17 protein-coding genes and 1 pseudogene are annotated in these 19,628 nt (G+C 33.3%); 9 read left to right on the forward strand and 9 right to left on the reverse strand.

The genetic code is table 11. The features are described from left to right. Positions 1-175 precede the first annotated feature (175 nt). Together RWM24_RS08360 and RWM24_RS05705 are read left to right on the forward strand one after the other, a co-directional pair. A pseudogene (locus tag RWM24_RS08360) lies at positions 176-235 on the forward strand (hypothetical protein); the annotation flags it as partial. A 51-nt stretch (positions 236-286) separates the two neighbouring features. Further along, positions 287-1,375, forward strand: coding sequence for an N-acetylmuramoyl-L-alanine amidase (locus RWM24_RS05705; protein ID WP_399539425.1), 1,089 nt, complete (start codon positions 287-289; stop codon positions 1,373-1,375). A gap of 341 nt (positions 1,376-1,716) precedes the next feature. Here the strand turns inward: RWM24_RS05705 and RWM24_RS05710 are convergent, their stop codons facing one another. The 3 genes from RWM24_RS05710 to RWM24_RS05720 are packed head-to-tail and all read right to left on the reverse strand — an operon-like array spanning position 1,717 to position 4,138. After that, on the reverse strand, positions 1,717-2,607 hold the full coding sequence (locus tag RWM24_RS05710) for an RluA family pseudouridine synthase (protein WP_314112391.1): 891 nt from the start codon (positions 2,605-2,607) through the stop codon (positions 1,717-1,719). A 12-nt stretch (positions 2,608-2,619) separates the two neighbouring features. Continuing rightward, entirely contained in the window at positions 2,620-3,435 is an 816-nt protein-coding gene (locus RWM24_RS05715) for an NAD kinase (RefSeq protein WP_314112393.1), read from the reverse strand. A 40-nt stretch (positions 3,436-3,475) separates the two neighbouring features. Beyond that, on the reverse strand, positions 3,476-4,138 hold the full coding sequence (locus RWM24_RS05720; protein WP_314112395.1) for a GTP pyrophosphokinase family protein: 663 nt from the start codon (positions 4,136-4,138) through the stop codon (positions 3,476-3,478). Between the two features lie 162 nt (positions 4,139-4,300). Between RWM24_RS05720 and RWM24_RS05725 the strand changes: the two genes are divergently transcribed. From RWM24_RS05725 to rnhC, 3 genes are all read left to right on the forward strand, one after another. Beyond that, on the forward strand, positions 4,301-4,888 hold the full coding sequence (locus RWM24_RS05725) for a CYTH domain-containing protein (protein WP_314112397.1): 588 nt from the start codon (positions 4,301-4,303) through the stop codon (positions 4,886-4,888). An 84-nt stretch (positions 4,889-4,972) separates the two neighbouring features. Further along, positions 4,973-5,665 carry a DsbA family protein gene (locus RWM24_RS05730; RefSeq protein WP_314112399.1) on the forward strand — a complete coding sequence of 231 codons (693 nt, stop codon included), beginning with the start codon at positions 4,973-4,975 and terminating at the stop codon, positions 5,663-5,665. A gap of 51 nt (positions 5,666-5,716) precedes the next feature. Further along, entirely contained in the window at positions 5,717-6,631 is a 915-nt protein-coding gene (rnhC, locus tag RWM24_RS05735) for a ribonuclease HIII (RefSeq protein ID WP_314112401.1), read from the forward strand. A 587-nt stretch (positions 6,632-7,218) separates the two neighbouring features. Here rnhC and RWM24_RS05740 read toward each other — a convergent pair. Together RWM24_RS05740 and pepF are read right to left on the reverse strand one after the other, a co-directional pair. Next, complete coding sequence (locus RWM24_RS05740; protein WP_314112403.1) at positions 7,219-8,121, reverse strand: magnesium transporter CorA family protein; 903 nt, start codon at positions 8,119-8,121, stop codon at positions 7,219-7,221. A 249-nt stretch (positions 8,122-8,370) separates the two neighbouring features. After that, entirely contained in the window at positions 8,371-10,176 is a 1,806-nt protein-coding gene (pepF, locus tag RWM24_RS05745; RefSeq protein ID WP_314112405.1) for an oligoendopeptidase F, read from the reverse strand. Between the two features lie 217 nt (positions 10,177-10,393). Here pepF and RWM24_RS05750 point away from each other — a divergent pair, with 217 nt between their 5' ends. Then, the gene (locus tag RWM24_RS05750; RefSeq protein ID WP_314112407.1) at positions 10,394-12,262 is read left to right on the forward strand and encodes a heavy metal translocating P-type ATPase; all 1,869 of its coding nucleotides are present in this window, start codon (positions 10,394-10,396) and stop codon (positions 12,260-12,262) included. Positions 12,263-12,553: 291 nt separating this feature from the next. Here RWM24_RS05750 and RWM24_RS05755 read toward each other — a convergent pair whose 3' ends face one another. Next, the gene (locus RWM24_RS05755) at positions 12,554-13,930 is read right to left on the reverse strand and encodes an aspartate kinase (RefSeq protein ID WP_314112409.1); all 1,377 of its coding nucleotides are present in this window, start codon (positions 13,928-13,930) and stop codon (positions 12,554-12,556) included. 240 nt (positions 13,931-14,170) lie between these two features. Between RWM24_RS05755 and RWM24_RS05760 the strand changes: the two genes are divergently transcribed. The 3 genes from RWM24_RS05760 (at position 14,171) to RWM24_RS05770 (ending at position 16,125) form a co-directional block, all read left to right on the forward strand. Beyond that, on the forward strand, positions 14,171-14,548 hold the full coding sequence (locus tag RWM24_RS05760) for a VOC family protein (protein WP_314112411.1): 378 nt from the start codon (positions 14,171-14,173) through the stop codon (positions 14,546-14,548). A gap of 21 nt (positions 14,549-14,569) precedes the next feature. Beyond that, positions 14,570-14,962, forward strand: coding sequence for a cytidine deaminase (gene cdd / locus RWM24_RS05765; RefSeq protein ID WP_314112412.1), 393 nt, complete (start codon positions 14,570-14,572; stop codon positions 14,960-14,962). Between the two features lie 335 nt (positions 14,963-15,297). Next, entirely contained in the window at positions 15,298-16,125 is an 828-nt protein-coding gene (locus RWM24_RS05770) for a zinc ribbon domain-containing protein (protein WP_314112413.1), read from the forward strand. Between the two features lie 47 nt (positions 16,126-16,172). On the opposite strand, the gene RWM24_RS05775 is transcribed toward RWM24_RS05770, so the two are convergent. From RWM24_RS05775 to RWM24_RS05785, 3 genes are all read right to left on the reverse strand, one after another. Next, on the reverse strand, positions 16,173-17,114 hold the full coding sequence (locus RWM24_RS05775; RefSeq protein ID WP_314112415.1) for a DUF1002 domain-containing protein: 942 nt from the start codon (positions 17,112-17,114) through the stop codon (positions 16,173-16,175). Between the two features lie 113 nt (positions 17,115-17,227). Then, entirely contained in the window at positions 17,228-18,145 is a 918-nt protein-coding gene (locus RWM24_RS05780) for an EamA family transporter (RefSeq protein WP_314112417.1), read from the reverse strand. Positions 18,146-18,156: 11 nt separating this feature from the next. Beyond that, positions 18,157-19,623, reverse strand: coding sequence for a TrkH family potassium uptake protein (locus RWM24_RS05785; RefSeq protein ID WP_314112419.1), 1,467 nt, complete (start codon positions 19,621-19,623; stop codon positions 18,157-18,159). Positions 19,624-19,628 lie beyond the last annotated feature (5 nt).

Genomic DNA, 19,628 nt, shown 5'->3' on the forward strand with positions numbered 1-19,628 from the left:
ACACTAAAATAGGGTTGGTAGATTTTCTCCATCAACCCTATAAATTATAGAACCACTTTTCTTATCAACTTTACTCGTAGGTGCTTACCTATGTACTTCTGCTCCAATTTTTGCTCAAGAAACAACTGATGCTAAACAAGAGTTAACGAGTAAGGTAGCAGTTTCTACTTCAACTATTAAAAATCAATGGAAACAAGTAGATGGTGCTTGGTACTACTACAATGAACAAGGCGAGAGCTTAAAACAAACATTCTGGAATTCCTACTACTTCCATAAAGACGGAAAAATGGCAAGTAGCGAATGGATTTTTGAAAATAATCATTGGTATTATGCAAAGTCTTCTGGAACTTTAGCTCAAAATGAATGGATGACGATTAACCAATATTGGTATATTTTTAATGCACAAGGAATTCTATTAACGAATCAATGGAAAGATGCGTACTATTTAAAACCTTCTGGTGCAATGGCAGAAAACGAATGGATTTTCGATGCTACCTATCAATCATGGTTCTACCTTACATCTAATGGACGTTTTGCTCAAAACACTTGGAAAGATGATTATTACTTAAAATCAGGTGGATACATGGCAAAAAATGAGTGGGTTTATGATTCTTCTTATCAAGCATGGTTCTATCTAGATAGAAATGGGCTATATGTAACAGGTTCTCATATCATTAATGGCGCTCTTCATAGCTTTAAAGAAAATGGTGAATGGATTCGAGAAATTAAAGAGAACACCGTTTCAAATGAATTACCATTTGCCACAAGTAACTATCAAAAAGTGATTTTCCTAGACCCTGGTCATGGTGGTAAAGATCCTGGCGCACAATATTTAGGATTAAAAGAGAAAGACTTAACCCTTCAAGTTTCTCAGCAATTAAAAACTAAACTTGAATCACTAGGTTATACAGTTATTATGAGCCGTTCAACAGATGTTTTTGTTGATTTCGTGACTGAACGTTCTAAAATGTCGAATGAAACAAATGCAGATATGTTTATTAGTATTCATTTTAATGCAACAGGTCATGGACTAGATAGTGGTGAAGATGGGATTCAAACATATACGTACTTACCAACTGGAAATATTCCTTCTATCATTAATAAAAAATGGCATGATAATCCTACTCGATTGAAATATAGTTATAAACTAGGTTCATATATTCATCAATCAGTTTTAGCAACGACTCAAGCAAAAGATGCTGGATTATTATCGAAGAGTTTTGCCGTATTACGTGAAACGAACAAACCTGCTGTTTTATTAGAATTAGGATACATGGACGATTCAAAAGAATCTCAAAAAATCCGTACAAAAGAATACCAACAAAAATTAGTAGACGGAATCGTTCAAGGAATCCAACAATATTATAGTAATTAAGAGAAAAACCCGAGAAAGCAATCAAGCATTCTCGGGTTTTATTGTTGTACGAGCAAAAAAAGCACCAGCTTTTTTTGCAGGGAAATTTGAAACCTTAGGCTCAAATTTTAGCCAAGAGACAGCATAGCTGGCTACTGGCGTCCTAGTACTATAGGAAACCCCATTCTTGTACGTACTTCCCTCCCTTCCCCCACGAAGATAAAAATAAACTTTCCCATAGTACGAGCAATAAAAGCCAATTGGCTTTTATTACAGGGAAAATCAAGACTCTAGGCTTGATTTTTAGCTATGAGACCCCACAGGGGACTGCTAGCGTCCTAGTACTATAGGAAAGTTAATTTTTATCTATCGTATTCAATCCACTCCGCCATGTCCTTCGCCAACGGAGCCTTCACACACATCTTCTCACCCGTCATCGGATGAACAAAATCTAACTGACTACAATGAAGCGCCTGCCTCACCAGTGGCTCAATCTTCTCTCCACCATATAAATCGTCCCCTAATAATGGACAACCTAACCAACTAAAATGTACACGAATCTGATGTGTACGCCCCGTATGCAAACGAATCTTCACCAATTGACTATGCTGATACGTCTCTTCTAACCAATACTCCGTTAAAGAAGGCTTCCCATCCGGTCTTACACAACGATTAATAATTGAATCATCCGTTCTTCCAATAGGCGCATCAATGAAATCATGTTCTTTCAAAACATCCTGTTTCGTTACAATTGCATGGTATGTTTTCTGAATTGTTTTATTCCGAAGCGATTGATCCATCCAAGCATGAACTACACGATGCTTGGCAAACATCATCACTCCTGTTGTATCCCGATCTAATCTCGTGACAACATGAGTCACACAATCTTGGGTTCTTGTTGATTGTAAATAACCTTTTACACGATTCGCCATGGATTGGTCTGGATGTAATTGTGACGGTATCGAAGCTGTTCCTTGTGGCTTGTTCACAATTAGTAAGTAGTCATCTTCAAATAAAATATCCAAAGGAATTTGACTTGGAACAACGGTTTCATGCTCTCCTTCAGGAGGTATGACCATTGTGAGTACATCACCAGGTACTAATGTCTTCAACACAATTTCTTCTCGACCATTGACAAGTAATTTCCCATTTCGTTTGACATGGGCTAAAAATGTTTTTGTAATTCCCTTTTCTTGTAAAAAACTACGCATCATCATAGGAGATGAATACGGATAAGTCCATGTTAAATTCAATGATTTCCCTCATTATCTTTCTTCTAATTCTATTTCTCTTGCTCCAATAAAGGAGTTTTCGACTCTATCCCAAAAATGAGTATGACGATAGCGTACAAATGAAACACGTTTTTTACTAATATGCAAATGTGCTTTGACAATATCATTCGCATCATATGTTAAATGATCCATCGATAACACCATTCCATTTTCACTATGTGGTAATAAAGTTAACACTTCTTCAGGTGCAAAAATCATCGGCGAACTTAATGTACGATACACTCGATTATTAATCGAAGCCATTTCTGTCATTTGCATCACTTCTGCTCTTGGATGAACAATAGCTCCTCCTAATGACTTATTCACTCCAGTTGAACCTGTTGGAGTTGAAACACATACGCCATCTCCTCTAAAGTTCTCAAATACTTCACCATTAATTAAAACTTCACATACAAGAGTGCCATTTACTTTACGTAAAGTTGCTTCATTTAAAGCAATATGATTCTCTACTGTTCCATCTTCTTTTTCCAAAGTCACATCTAATAAAGGATAGCTCACGCTTTCTCCTTGATCATGCTTCAAGCTTTCAATTAATTCTCCAGCTTGAAAATCACGCCAATCTGTATAAAAGCCTAAATGACCTGTATGAATCGCTGCAAAACGAATATGATCTAGTTGTGATTTGTAATGGTGGACAGCACCTAGTAAAGTTCCATCTCCCCCAATTGTAATCACAACATCTGGATTTTCATCATCTCGTTCAAATTCTTTTTGGCAACATAAATTTAAAAATTCTTCTGCTACTTTTTGGCTTTTTTCTGATTGATTATAAAATAACCCTACTTTCATCCAATCACCTCACCCTCTATTTATTTCCTAACAGCAACACTTATGATTTTCTTTTACGTTGATTTTCTTTATTTGTTGAGAAAATATATTGTGCTTCTTGAATTTCTTCTCGAATTTGCGACATTTCTTCATCTAATAAGAAGGCCGCTTCTGCTGCTCTTTCTAAACGTTCATGAATAATTTCTGGAAATTCTCCTTTATACTTATAGTTTAAAGAATGTTCAATCGTTGCCCAGAAATTCATCGCTAATGTACGAATTTGAATTTCAACTAAAATTTTTTCTTCCCCTTCAATTCTTTGAACAGGATATTCTAAAACGACATGGTATGAACGATAACCACTTGCTTTCTTTTGATGGATATAATCACGTTCAATAATAATTGTAAAGTCATTTCGTTGACGAAGTAATCGTACCACTTCAAAAATATCTTCTACGAATTGACACATAATTCGTAATCCAGCAATATCTTGAACTCCTTCTAAAAAGTCTTCTGTTAAAATTTTTCTCACTTGCATTTTTTCGCGAATACTTTCAGGAGTTTTCACACGTCCTGTTATAAATTCAATCGGTGCATGTTTTCCTTTTTGGCGATATTGAAGACGAATCCCTTTTAATTTAATTTTTAATTCTTCAATTGCTTGATTATACGGTGCTAAAAAAGCATCCCAATCTTCTACATTTGGTAAATATTTTTCTTCCATTTACTCACCTACTTTTTTCTCATCCTTACTATCATAGCATATTTTTTACTGAGTCTAAAAGAAATTTGAGTAATCTTAAAAAATCCTAAATGGTTTTTATTTGTAATTCTCAAAAATTTAAGCTAAAGTAAAAAAAGTTTTGGAATAGAAAGAGGTTGAATCATGCCCCATTTAGAAAAAGAATATAAAAATCTTCTAACAAGAGAACAATATGACGCTTTAAAAGAAGAATTTAAATCTATTTTCACAAAAGAGATTACACAAACGAATCAATATTATGATTGTCATCAACAATTAGAAAACAATCGTTCTGCACTTCGAATTCGTCTTATTGAAGGACAATCAACTGGCGAAATTACATTAAAAATCCCTCAATCAGACTGCGAAGTCATTGAAATTACAGAAGAATTACCAGCAGAACAATTACAATGGTGGATTGAAGAAGATATTTTCTTGCTTCCTACTAGCATTAAGTTAGCACTGGAAGAACAAGGAATTCATTTATCGAATATCTCACCTACAGCTACTCTAACAACTCATCGATTAGAAGGGAAATTAAACCCTGGCTGTTTACTTGTTCTAGATGAAAGTCATTACTCAGGTCAGACCGACTATGAAATTGAAATGGAAGTCGAAGATTTAGAAAAAGGAAGAGAGATCTTTTTAGAAATCTTGAATCGTCATGGAATTGAACCACTTAAACCTATCAGTAAAATTAGACGTGCTTTACGTGCGAGTGAAAAAAATTAGAAAATTCAAGGCTTTTTATTCATATTTTTTTCAAAATTCTGTTACAATAAGATTACAGTATAAAGAAAGGAGATTTAGTTCGAGGTGAAGACTAATGAGAATAGTGAACTGAGTCGTATTCATCCCACTTCTTCAACTGAGAGAATTTTTGATTGTTATCTTTTCATTAATCCACTTGGGAAACAATGTTATAAATGCGAACAAGAAGTTATGAAATTTATTAAACGGACTCCTCATAAAGTACATGTCCATTTCCTTCCTTTTCATAATTTCAAATCGGTTACTCAGTATATGAAGAATAATCAATTAAATGTTAAAAATATTGACTTACGAAACGAAATCTATACAAAAATCTATGACGCTTCGCTATCCTATAAGGCAGCTCTACTACAGGGAAAAAAATTAGGTAGAGCCTTTTTAATGGAATTGCAAACACAACTACATCTTCTTCATAAGGAATATACTCCTGAATTGTTACAGGAAATTATTCAAATTATTGGACTGGATGAAAAGATGTTTTACGAAGATAAAGCGAGTAAACTCGTTCATCAAGAGTATGAAAAAGATCAACAAATTGCTCAAGAAATGATGGTAGAAATGAATCCATCGCTCGTTATTTTTGACAATTTAAATCAACAATACGGTGTCATCTTACATCAAAATATTAATGCAGATATTATTGAACATGTCTGCGAAAACTTACATCATGACATAGGAGTATGTCCAAAAAAGACACAACGTCATCAAACATGTTGCGTCATCAAAATGGTACATTAATTTTTAAAAGAGGCTGACTTTTCAGTCTCTTTTTATTACTCGGAGGTTATTATGGCAACATCAGTATTATTATTAGACGAACAAACCATTCAACACTTAGGGGAAATTTATCACGAGGCTATCCATCAAATCCCTCCTCATGCAAATTATCAATTAAAACTTCCTTCTTTATCAGTTACAGCTTACAAATCCGGTAAAGTTGTTTTACAAGGAACAGCTGTAGATGAATTTATCCAAAAACATGATTTAACAGCTTTAACAAGTACGAAGAAAACAAACTATGATACAAAGGGACTTCCAGAAGGCTTTTCAAATTGGAGTGTCATTGGTAGTGACGAGGTTGGAACAGGAAGTTATTTTGGTCCATTAACCGTTGCTTGTGCATTTGTTCCAGAAAATCTTATTAAAGAATTACAACAACTAGGTGTTAAAGATTCAAAAAATTTAACCGATGCTCAAATCCAAGAAATCGTTCCGAAAATTAAAGAATTAATTCCTTACAAATTACTTACTTTATGGCCTGAAAAATATAACGAAGTACAACAAACAAAAAATTTAAATGAGATGAAAGCTCTTCTTCATAATCAAGCAATTAAATTACTATACCAACAAATCAATCCTGATTTGCTTCAAGCTATATTAATTGATGAATTTTGTTCTCCATCGAACTATTATCGTTATTTAGGAGATCAATCTGCTCCTCTTAAATCAATTACATATTTTAAAACAAAAGGTGAAAGCCATCATATTGCAGTAGCTGCAGCATCAATGATTGCTAGAGATGCATTTTTAGAAGGATTAAAAACATTGTCTAAAGAATATGGATATCCTCTACTATCTGGTGCTAACGCATCCGTAGATGAATTAGCTAGTAAGATTTTAGAATACGATGGTATGGAAATACTCAGTAAAGTTGCTAAATTACACTTTGCCAACACACAAAAAGCCATTGATTTAACAAAATAAAACCATAACGAATATAGGCGTACAATCAAGAGCAAACACCTGATTGTACGCCTGTTTTTATGTTCTCTAATATTTTTCTTTACATCGTAGTAAAGGAGTTTTTTACTATAGTAGTACTAAGACGCCAGTAGCCCCTTTCGGGTCTCTTGGCTAAAATTTGAGCCTGGAGTCTCAAATTTTCTTGTGATAGAATCTGTTATCACAGCTTCTATCACTCGTACTACTATAAAAACTCCTTCTTTTACTCTATCTAATAAGTATTCGTTAAAGTGAAAATAAGTTATTACGTAATTTCATGCATATCGTTTCAAAAAATTTTTTCCATTTCATAGTAGCACGACACATGAGACCGAAGGTCTGCTGCCGTCTTAGTACTACTATACAAGAAAATATTTTTTTAACGCACTCTCATACATATCGTTCCAAGTGGAAATGATATTTTATAGTAGTATGAGCAATAGAATCTATCACATAGATTCTATTGCAGGGTAATTTGAGACCTTAGGCTCAAATTTTAGCTATGAGACAGCAAAGCTGGCTGCTAGAGTCCTAATACTACTATACAAAAATATCAATTTCCACACCCTCTACTTCTTAATAAAACGTGATAACACGACACTTGCAATAACAATAACTGTCACAATAATCCCTAACACAATTCCCCAACCATGTGCAAGACCCGTTAAAGGAACCGTAATATTCATCCCAAAAAATCCCGTTACAATATTTGGAATCGTTAATAAAATTGAAATAATCGTTAATAATTTCATAGTATCGTTCAAATTATTATTCAACACATTATTATAAGTACCCGATAATTGTTGTAAAATCTGAAGATTAATCGAAGTCATTTCCACTAATTGCTTTGCTTCAATTAAACTATTTTCTAATTTTTCTTCTTCAGCGAACTCTAATTCCTTAAATAATACTTGAGTCTTTAATTGCTCTAACACAATCGCATTTTGCTTTGTTGCAGAAACTAAATAAACACTCCCAATCTCTAAATCAGACAATGCAAATAAATTTTTCTTCGTTGTTTTATGTCTTAATTTATGACTAAGAATTTCCTGTTCTCTTTTCAAACTTTCAATCTTAGGAAAATAATTTTCAGTAATCATCATTAAACTAGAAAATAAAAAAGTAAACACAGAAATATCCGGTCTCTCTTCCCATTCTTTCCTCATTGCCTCCACGATATAGGCATTATGTTGATTAGAAATCGTAATGATTTGATCTTTTCGAACGATAAAAGTCATTGGAACGGTCTCATACCGATTTTCTCTCTTAGTTTGTTTAATGACATTATAAATCACTACTAATGTTTCTTTTGGACGACAATATTCAATATGTGCTCTTTCGTTTTCATCTAGCGCATACTCTAACATTTCTTTATCAAGCTGATATGTATGATAAACAGAAGAAGCAGCACTAATTTCTTCTGAATTTATATTTATCCACGCACACGAGTTCCCAAAATTTTGTTCAACCATAACTATCCCCCTCCATTAATCTACGTAAGTGTATCATAAATGAAACAATCCCTAATCTAAAAATGCTCAAAAATAAGATAAAAAAATATAAAAAGACTTTCCATAGCAGTATGAGCAATAGAATCTGTCTAACAGATTCTATTGCAGGGAACTTCGAGACCAAGGCTCGAAGTTTAGGCATGAGACTCGCAAAAGCGAGGCTGCTGCCGTCCTAATACTGCTATATCAGGAAAGTCTATTTATATTATGTTACTCTTCGTTCAACAACCCTTCTAATTGTTCTAGTCGTTGTTCGAATACATTCATTGCATCATATAGATATTGAGTTTGCGTCATATCTACCCCAGCTTTTTTCATAACCTCAATCGGTTTGTCGCTACGACCAGCTCGTAAGTAATTCAAGTATGCCTCTAAATCCTCAGGAGTACCATGTAAAATCTTATCTGCCAAAGCAGTCGCAGCAGCCATACCAGTTGCATATTGATATACATAATAATTCATATAGAAGTGAGGAATACGAGTCCACTCATACGCAATCTCCTCATCTTGAATCACATTTGCATAATACTTTTTATTAATATTCGCATAAATCTCAGCCATTGCCGCTTGAGTTAATGGCTCACCATTTTGATCCGCCACATGAATTTGATGCTCAAACTCAGCAAATTGAGTTTGACGGAAAATAGTCGATTTAAAACGATTTAAATAATTATTTAAAATATAAATTTGACTCTCTTTATCCGTATGTTTCTTCAATAAGTAGTCTGTCAATAAGTTTTCATTCGTTGTAGAAGCAATTTCCGCTAAGAAAATTGAATAATCCCCATATTGGAATGGTTGAGTATGACGAGTGAAATAACTATGCGCACTATGTCCTAATTCATGAACTAATGTAAAGAAATTACTTAAATCATCATGCCAGTTTAATAAAATATATGGTGCTGTTGTATACGCACCTGATGAATAACCACCACTACGTTTCCCAATATTTTCTGCAACATCAATCCAACGTTGTTCATAGGCTTGTTTAAGAATATCTTGATATTCTTCCCCTAATGGTTTCAATGCTTCAAAAGTTGCTTTAGAAGCTTCTTCATAGTTGTATTTAATTGGCGCTTCACCTGTAATTGGAACATGCAAATCATACATATGTAATTCATCTAGTCCTAAAGCTTTTTGTTGTAAAGCGATATAACGATGTAATAATGGTAATTTTTCATTAACTACTGTCAATAATGCATCATATACTTCTTCAGGAACTTGGTTAGCAGATAAAGCTGCTTGACGACTTGATTCGTAGTTATGAGCCAACGCTTTAAAATTATGAGCTTTCACTTCTGAACCTAGAGTGCTTGCAAATGTATTTTTAAATTGAATATATGGTTTATATTTAGTTTCAAATACATTTTTACGAACTTCACGATTAGTTGACTCTAAGAATGTGATATAGTTTCCGTGAGTTAATTCCACTTCTTCTCCATTTTCATTCTTAATCGTACCAAATTTAAGATCCGCATTATTTAAGAAATTAAATGTTTTTGATGGTCCTGAGAATACTTCATTTGCTTTCGATAATAAAGCTTCTTCTTTATCCGATAAAACATGTCCTTTTAATACACGAGCTGCTTCTAATGCCACACGGTATTCTTCTAGACGTGGTTCTTCTTTAAAGAATTGTTCAAATTCTTCATCTGATTTTTCTAAAATCGCTGGTTCAAACCATGATGTTGCACCTGATACTTCAACATATACTGAAAATGCACGTTGATTTAACACTTGATTTTCATCATTTGTAGTATCTTGGTCAGCTTTTAAATGTGAATATACATAAGCTGTTTCGATTCTTTCTTCTACTTGATAAGATAATAATAAGTAGTTATATAAATCAGTCCCTGAATTCAAAGCTGTTTCTTTGCTAGCAGCAAGTACAGGAATTTTTTCTGATACGAAAGCTAAATCCGCTTCAAAACCAGAGTTGTCTGGATAGATTAATGTTAAGTCCCATGTTAATTCAACAGGAACTTCTGAACGAGTTAATGGTTTTTTATCACTCATTTGTTCTCCCACCTTTACTTTTAAGATATGAAACTATTCTACTATGAAAAGGTAAATTTATAAAGCAAAAATCCTTAAAAATTAAGACTTTCTTATCATCTTCTATTCTCATTTTACTAATTGAGAATGATTTTCACTCTCATCTAGTTTAGAATTATTCTAATCTAGAAAAATTTATGCTATGATGTATTCAACAAATAAAACATGAGGTGAATAAATGATGAACATTTTAGAACAAAAACAAATTCGATATACTATTACTTGCGGAACATTGATTATCTTAGGACTAGCTGCTAGCTTCCATGGATTGAATCTAGTATCTGTACTTTGCTACTTAGCAGCTTTCTTAGTGGGAGGATTCCACTCTGCTATTGAAGGCATTCAAGAAACTTTCCAAGAACAACATTTAAACGTTGACTTATTAATGGTATTAGCAGCCATTGGTGCTTCTATCATTGGTTACTGGTTAGAAGGAGCTTTATTAATTTTTATTTTCTCATTAAGTGGAGCTCTAGAAGAATATGCAATGGCAAAAAGTGAAAAATCAATGACAGAATTATTAAACTTACAACCAAAAACTGCTACTCGTATCCGTGATGGTCACTACGAAACAGTAGACGTTGAAGACTTAGCTATTAATGATGTAATTTTCATAAAAAAAGGGGAAGCTGTTCCAATGGACGCTATCCTAACAGATGGTGAAAGTTTATTCGATGAAAGTATGATTAATGGTGAGCCACTTCCAGCTAACAAAAAAGTTGGCGAAGAAATTTTTGCAGGAAGTATTAATTTACACCAATCTTGTACAGCTACTGTTCACAAAAATGCTGATGAAACGGTTATGGCTTCTATTATTCGTTTAGTAGAAGAAGCTCAAGAACAAGAAACAAAAACAAGTAGTTTCTTAAACAAAATTGAAGATCAATATGTAAAATTTGTATTAGTATTCGTACCATTAGCAATTGCTCTATTCTACTTTGGATTCCAATGGACTTGGCAAGAATCTTTCTATAGAGGAATGATTTTATTAACAGTAATGTCTCCATGTGCCTTAGTTGCATCTGCTAGCCCTGCGATTTTAGCAAGTTTATCCAATGCAGCAAAACAAGGGATCTTATTAAAAGGTGGAGAAGCTTTAGAACAATTATCTTCCATTGAATCAATTGTTTTAGATAAAACTGGTACATTAACAAAAGGAAAACCAACTGTTCAAAATGCGGTGATTGTAACTGAAAACGAAGAAGAAGTTCATGCTATGATGTATGAAATGGAAATTCGTTCAACTCACCCATTAGGAAAATCAATTACAGCGTATACACAAGCTTACAAAAATTCTGATCCAATAACATTTGACAGCTTTGAAGAAGTAATTGGAAATGGATTAGTTGCAACAGCTCAAGGTTCAACTTGGAAAATTGGTAAATTAGCTTGGATTGATCCAGAATGGAAACAACACACTGCGTTAGCAACTGAAATTGAAAAACACTTAGAAAAAGGTGAAATTGTTTTAGCAATCGAGAAAAATGGACAATTCATTGGTTTCTACGCCATTACAGATGAAATTAAAGAAAGTAGCCAATCTGTATTACACTACTTTAACAAAGAAAAAATTCAAACGATTATGATGACTGGTGATTCAGAATCAACTGCCGAAGCTGTAGCAAAACACTTAGAAATCTCTGATTATCAAGCAAACTGTTTACCTGAAGATAAAGCAACTTATGTTAAGAATTTATCTGATAAAGGTGTTTCTGTAGCCATGGTTGGGGATGGTATTAATGACGCTCCTGCTCTTGCAAATGCAACCGTTGGGATTGCTATTGGTGAAGGAACTGCTTTAGCAATTGAAGCAAGTGATATTGTGTTATTGAAAAATAATTTATCATTAATTAAATATGGTCACGAATTATCTAAAAAAATGAAGAGCATTATTTTACAAAATATTGTGTTCTCATTATCAGTCATTACGATTTTAATTTTAGCAAATGTTTTCCAATTCATTAACTTACCTTTAGGCGTTATCGGACACGAAGGAAGCACTATCTTAGTAATTTTAAATGGATTACGTTTACTAAAAAAACTGTAAAAAACATATGACTCATAATAGTAGCTAGGACGCAAGCAGCCAGCAAAGCTGTCTCATTGCTAAATTTCGAGCCTTGGTCTCGAAATTTCCTGTACTAGAAGCCACTCGGCTTCTAGTACTTTTGCTACTATTAGAAGTCATTTTTTATTTGGTCTATAAATTAATAATACACTTAGTAGTAAAGCATAAACTAAAGAAAATAAAAAAACTTTCCAATGTAGCGTTAGTATGAGACTCGCTTTGCGAAGCTGCTGGCGTCCTTCGCTACATTAGAAAGTCCTATATTATTTACTATTTATCCAAAACTTCGTATTCTACTTCTTCACCAAAGAATTCGTCATATAATGCTTGAATCGCACGTTGTTCGTACTCTTCTCTAATACCAAACATCATAGAAACTTCAGATACCCCTTGGTTGTACAATTCAATATTGATCTGTTCACGGGCTAATGTGCTAGCAACACGAGCAGTTGTACCGACCATGCTAACCATTCCTTCCCCAACTAACATGATTAAGCATAATCCACGTTCATAGTATGCTTCATCCGCATTTAGTTCTACTTTCAAACGATGTACAATACGATCTAATATTTCATCCGTAGCATCTTCTCCACGAATAATAATGGTTGCATCATCAATCCCTGTTGGAATATGTTCTACACTTACTCCTTCATCTTCGAATAATTGTAATGTTTTTCTTAAAAATCCAATTTCGTGGTTCATTAAATATTTTTGAATATAAATACTTACAAAACCTGATGAACTTGCAATACCAGAAATAATCGAAGGAGAATTTACTTTCCCTTTCATAATGTAAGTTCCTTTTGCAGAAGGATTATTCGTATTACATACATGAACCGGAATTCCTTTTTTAATGGCTGGTAATAAGGCTTCAGTATGAAACACTGAAAATCCTGCGTAAGACAACTCACGCATTTCTGTATAAGATAATACATCAATTCCAATTGGTTTATGAACTAATTTTGGACTTGCTACAAAGATTGCATCCACATCTGTAAAGTTTTCATACTCTTCAGCTGAAACTGCATTCGCTAGAATAGATCCCGTAATATCTGACCCACCACGAGAGAACGTTACAACTTTTCCATCTTTTGTTACTCCAAAGAAACCTGGGAATACAATAATCTCTTTTTCTAATTGTAAGTATTCTAATTCCTTATACGCTTCTTCCAATACTTGTGCATTTCCTGGAGTATCACTTACGAATAAATTCGCTTCTTTAGGGCTAATATATTTTGCTGGTAATCCTTCTTTTGTAAAGTAGTCTGCAATTAATTTTGCATTATTATCTTCCCCACTTGCTTTATATGCATCCATTAAATAAGCTGGTTCTAATTCACTCTCTTTTAATCTTGCAAAATGTTGACGAATGTTATCCATTACATCTGAATTTAATTGTAATTCATCATAAATTTCTTGATAACGTTCTAAAATCACTTCTAAAACTGCTTCATCATATTGTCCTTCAATATGAGAAGTTGCTAATTGGATTAATAAGTCCGTTACTTTCTCATCGTCTGAATGACGTTTCCCTGGAGCAGAAACAACAACAATTCTTCTTGTTTCATCTGCTTGAACAATTTTCAATACCTTTTTAATTTGTTGACTATTGGCTAATGAACTTCCGCCAAATTTAATTACTTTCACTTCGACACCTCATTTAGATGATTAACTCTATTTTCTTTTCATAATGGTAACAGAATAGCAAATTCTTTTTTGAACTGCAATTAATTTCACTCGATTTCCATCAAAAAGTGTATTTATTTTATAAACAAGTGTTTACATTTTGAGTTACACTCCCTTTCGTCCTAAGTTGTATATTTCTTGCATTAAAATCTATAATCCGTTATGCTAATAAGACAAAAACATCCAAAAGGAGAGAATACTATGTCAAAAATGTTGCACACATGTGTTCGTGTTAAAAACTTAGAAGAGAGTTTAGCTTTCTACCAAGAAGCATTTGGCTTTAAAGAAACTCGTCGTAAAGATTTCCCAGAACACAAATTTACAATCGTTTATTTAGCTTTTGAAGGTGATGATTATGAATTAGAATTAACGTATAATTACGGACATCCAGGATATGAAATCGGAGATGGTTACGGTCATATTGCAATTAGTAGCAATGATTTAGAAGGATGGCATGCTGAACACGTAGCAAAAGGCTATGATGTTACAGAATTAAAAGGACTTCCTGGAAATCCAGCAAACTACTATTTTGTTAAAGATCCCGATGGATACAAAATCGAAATTATTCGTCAAAAATAATCCCCATTAAGGAGTACATTTATGAAACCTGAAGAATTATATGTACATGCAAAAAAAGCATTGGAGTATTCTTATTGTCCCTACTCTAACTTCCCAGTAGGGTGTGCCATTTTATATAAAGATGGAACAGTGATTACTGGAGTTAACGTAGAAAATGTTTCTTTTGGAGCAACAAACTGCGCAGAACGTACAGCTTTATTTACCGGAGTAACAAAAGGCTATCAAAAAGAAGATGTGGAAATGCTTGTTGTGGCTGGTAAAACAGACTACTTCCTTCCTCCATGTTGCTTATGTCGCCAAGTTTTAGTAGAGCTATGCCCTGCTGATACTCCAATTTACCTTTCTAATAATAAAGGGGAATTAAAAGAAACCATTTTACGTGACTTAGTTCCACTAGCATTTACTGAAATGTAATCACCTAGCACCTTTTGGGGTGCTTTTTATATTACAAAAATTTTGGATATTTAGTGTTTTTACGTGACAGCTACTCTCTTGTCTGCTATAATACTATCTATGCGATGAGGCGACAAGCAGACAAAGAAGTCTGCTAAGTCAAGTGGAACAGATGTGCTTGCACACTACCGGATGTAGCTGTTTGTTCATGTGTGATGTGAACACCATGACACATATACTAGTATATGCCACTATAAAAGGATTAGAGATTTCTAGTCCTTTTTCTTTTGTCCACTTGCATTCTATGATACAATACAACAGAGAAAATCAATTCTGATTGATAAAGGAGAATTTACGTGAAAAATTGCCCATTCTGCCACGAATTAATTGAAGAGAAAGAACCACTATGTCCTTTTTGTGGCACTGTACAAGATGAACATTTAAATGAAAATTCAACAACAATCCAAACATCCTTATTTGATGAAGATAATAAAATTACTCAACCAAGTTCTGTAGAAAACAGGAGTGATCAAGAATATCGCATCAAAAATAACCAAGCGATTTATTCAAGCTTTTGGAGAAGTATTACTCGTTTCTTTAGCTTCTTCTTTGGAAAACTAATCCATCCAACCAATAATTATTCAAGAAAACGTCAAAATAGTCGATTATTTGGTTACATTATGATTTTTGTTTCAACCTTATTATCTTCTTATATTACAACGCATGGAATTCGTGCAGTTTTATCTCAATACCAATTACTGGCGGATATTTCTATCCTACCAAGTTTAACGGTTACTCCGAATTATATTTTAGTTTTCTTAAAACTATTATTATTCTATGCTGTATTTTATTTTGGATTCCCAGTCATTGCCTTTGGAGTAAAACATATTTTGTTGAAACGACAACATGTATTTCATTATTGGTTAACACAATATGAATCCATGAATGCATTAGCGATTATTTTATTATTTATTACAGCATTTATGACATTTGTATCTCCAATTGCTTTAATAGTCGTTATTTTATTCTTCTTTACATTACATTTGTTTACTTTTATCGTAACTTTTGTAATTTCAATTGCTCAAGAACAAAATGATACTCAATTAGATACTCCATACATCGCTTTAATTGGTTTATGTATTCAATTAATTATTGTTTTAAGTTTATTATTTATTTTATTTTAGACAGCAAAAAGTCCATAGATTCGCTCTATGGACTTTTTTGTTACTCACTATTTTGAACTAAAAATAGCATTGAATATTTCTTTAAAAAATGCCACGATTTTATCCAACCAACCTTCACGATTGGCTTGATCTACTAATTGACCAATTTTTCCTTTTACAGTATTGGATAATGAATTTAATTGTTCTAATACTTGTTTGGAATCAATCGCACTAGTTTGTTGATAACTTAAGGCAAACTGAATAATATTATTCACTTGAGTTGGACTAATGACTTTATCTAATCCATATTTTTTCAATGCCTCGTTTACAATTCTTTCAACATCTTCTTTTGTAGCTACTTGACCTTGTTTTTCTTTTATTTCTGCTAGAGATTTCTTAATATCAATCATTGCTTGATCTAATTTTGCAGCATCAAAACCTTTTTCTTTCGATTGTTCTTGAGCAATTTGATTCGTTAATTCTAGCTCTTTTTGAGCAACTGCTGTACGTTTTTCATCTAATACAATACCATTTGCTTCAAAAGCTTTATACACACCTGTTAAGGCAGATTCACCGGTAACTTTAGATACAGCTGCTACTTCAATTTCCGCATCCGCTACTCCTGCTGTAATCGCAGCATTGGCATATTGTTCAGAAGTAACAAGAGTAATATTTTTTGGAGTAGCAATATGAACCTTTACCCCTTCTCCTTTATTTCTCTTTTGAACCATCACCGATGAAATCATTACTGAAGTATTTGCTTCGCCAGCACCTAAGTATTTCACTAAGTCTTCTCCAGTAGCTTTTGTTGTTGTAACTGTATTTTCATCCTTAATTCCTAATAATTTAGATGTTTCTTTCATTTGTTGGTCATTTAAACCACCACCATATACAACGGTTGGTTTCCCCCATTTCTCATTAATGACTGTTGTATCAATTGCATATACTTGTTGAGAAACAAGTCCTACTAACATCATCGCAACAACTATAGGGCGAAAAAATTTTCTCATGTCATTAACCTCCTTTGACAATTTTATCTTACTCTATTTTTTTGAATAAATGTGGAGATTTTTATTAAGAATTTATAAAAATGCCACTACGCTTTTTACGTAGTGACACTTTTTTAACGATTAATTTGCATATGTTTTTCTTGTATTTCTTCTTTCATTGTAATGATATAAACAGCTATTAAAATAAAGATAATCCCTACCATATCAATCATTTGAAAGACTTCTCCTAATAATACAATCGAAAAGAATACTGAAGAAATCGGCTCAGCTGAAGCTAATAAACTTCCTTGTACAGGTCCAATTAATGCTACTCCTTCTAAATATAAAGTGTACGCTAGAATTGTACCTACTCCAATAATTCCAAAAAAAGCAAATAATGTATAAGGTTGCCATTGAACACTATATTGCCAACTCGCACTTCCGATATAAAATAAAATTCCACCAGATAATAGTCCTAAGCCTGTTACAATTAAACTTCCCCATTGCTGAATTAATTTACCTGGTAACAAAGTATATAATGCATAAGTAAATGCGGAAATAATCCCCCAAAACAATCCAGTCGAACTAATGGATAAGTTAAATGGATTCCCATGAGTTGCAATAATAAATGTACCTACTAACGCACAAAATATTGCGACAAATTCCATTACCGTTGGTACTGTTTTCTCTTTTAAACTTACATAAATGACAATTAAAATCGGACAAGTATATTGCAATACAGTCGCCGTTCCAGCATTCGAAGAATGAATCGCAAATAAATATGTCAATTGACATAACATCAATCCAAAAATTCCGAAAAATAACATTCTTCCCATTATTTTTGATGATTTCACTACTTTACGAAATTGCTTTGGTTGTTTCCAACATGCAAAAAGAGTTAAAAACAATCCCGCTATCATCATTCGAAGCGCTGTTAAATAGATTGGAGAAACTGAGGAATCATTCATCAAATATTGGCCACAAGCTCCAGATAATCCCCACGAAATGACTCCGATTAATGTATAAACTCTTCCCATTACTATTTTATTCAAAACGATTCCTCCTATTTTTCAGAAATGAAGAACGCTCCTAATGAAGTGGTAGAGAATAATAAAATCATAGGATAAATTTCTAAACGTCCTGCTATCATTCCTAAAGATAATAAAATCGTATTAAAATCAGAATACATAGAGAAATTACTTGTTGGTCCTACTTCTCCTAAACCAGGACCAATATTATTAAAGGTCGCAGCAACACTTGAGAATGCTGTTAAAAAGTCAGGGGCTTCAATCGAAACAGAAATTAACAATACTAAAAATACGGCTACGTACACTAATAAGTAATTTGCAATTCCACTCGACATTTTATCGTCAACTACTTTGCCATTAAATTTCGGCATAATCACTCGACGAGGTTGTCCCATCTTCTTAATTTCAGCAATGGCATTTTTGACATAAATCACTACACGAGAAACTTTAATTCCCCCAGCAGTCGAACCAGCACACCCACCTATGAACATTAATAGTAATAAGACTACTTGAGGAAATACACCCCACAACCCAAAATCTGCTGTAGAATATCCTGTTGTTGTAATAATAGATGAAACTGTGAAGAATACACTTCTGAATGGAACGTCTAATTGTGATTGAACGATACTTAATGAAGCGAAAATAGCGACAGATGTAAATGCAATAATTCCAATATAAGAACGTCCTTCTTCATCCGTCAATACTTCTCGAATCGATCCTAATAATAAGAAATAATATAAGTTAAAGTTCACTCCAAATAACATCATCCCAACACCGATAATCCACTCAACCATCTCAGGATTTTGATAAATGGCAAATCCAGCATTATTAATCGCAAATCCACCTGTTCCAGCAGTACCAAATGATAATAATAACGCATCAAATAATGGCACTTTAACAAGCATTAAAATAATGACTAAGATTGCAGTCATCACTAAATAAATCGCATATAAAATTCTAGCAGTTTTTGCTAGTTTAGAAACTAATTTTCCAAAAACTGGTCCTGGGACTTCCGCACGCATTAACTGAACGGAATCAGATCCCGTACTTGGTAAAATCGCTAATGCAAATACTAGAACTCCCATTCCTCCAACTAAGTGGGTAAAACTACGCCAAAATAAGGAAGAATACCCTAGAATAGACAAATCACTTAAAATACTAGAACCCGTTGTTGTAAAACCACTGGCTGTTTCAAAAAATGCATCTGCTACATTAGGAATCTCTCCTGTAAACACAAATGGAAGTCCTCCAAAAAATGAAAGTAATATCCAACTGAGAGCTACTGTTACAATCCCATCTTGTGGCATAATTTTCATATTTTTAGGCTTTGCTAATGTACAAAGTGACCCAATGAGCACTAATAAAGCAATCGTTCCAGCATAACTTAATAGTTGATGGTGACTTTCTCGATAAATCAAACTAACAAATAATGGTAGTAGTAATAATAAAGCTTCCACTTGTAAAATTTTCCCTACCAAATAACATACTGTTCTTCTTTGCAAAATCA

Source organism: uncultured Granulicatella sp. (assembly GCF_963516875.1).
Taxonomy (GTDB): Bacteria; Bacillota; Bacilli; order Lactobacillales; family Aerococcaceae; genus Granulicatella.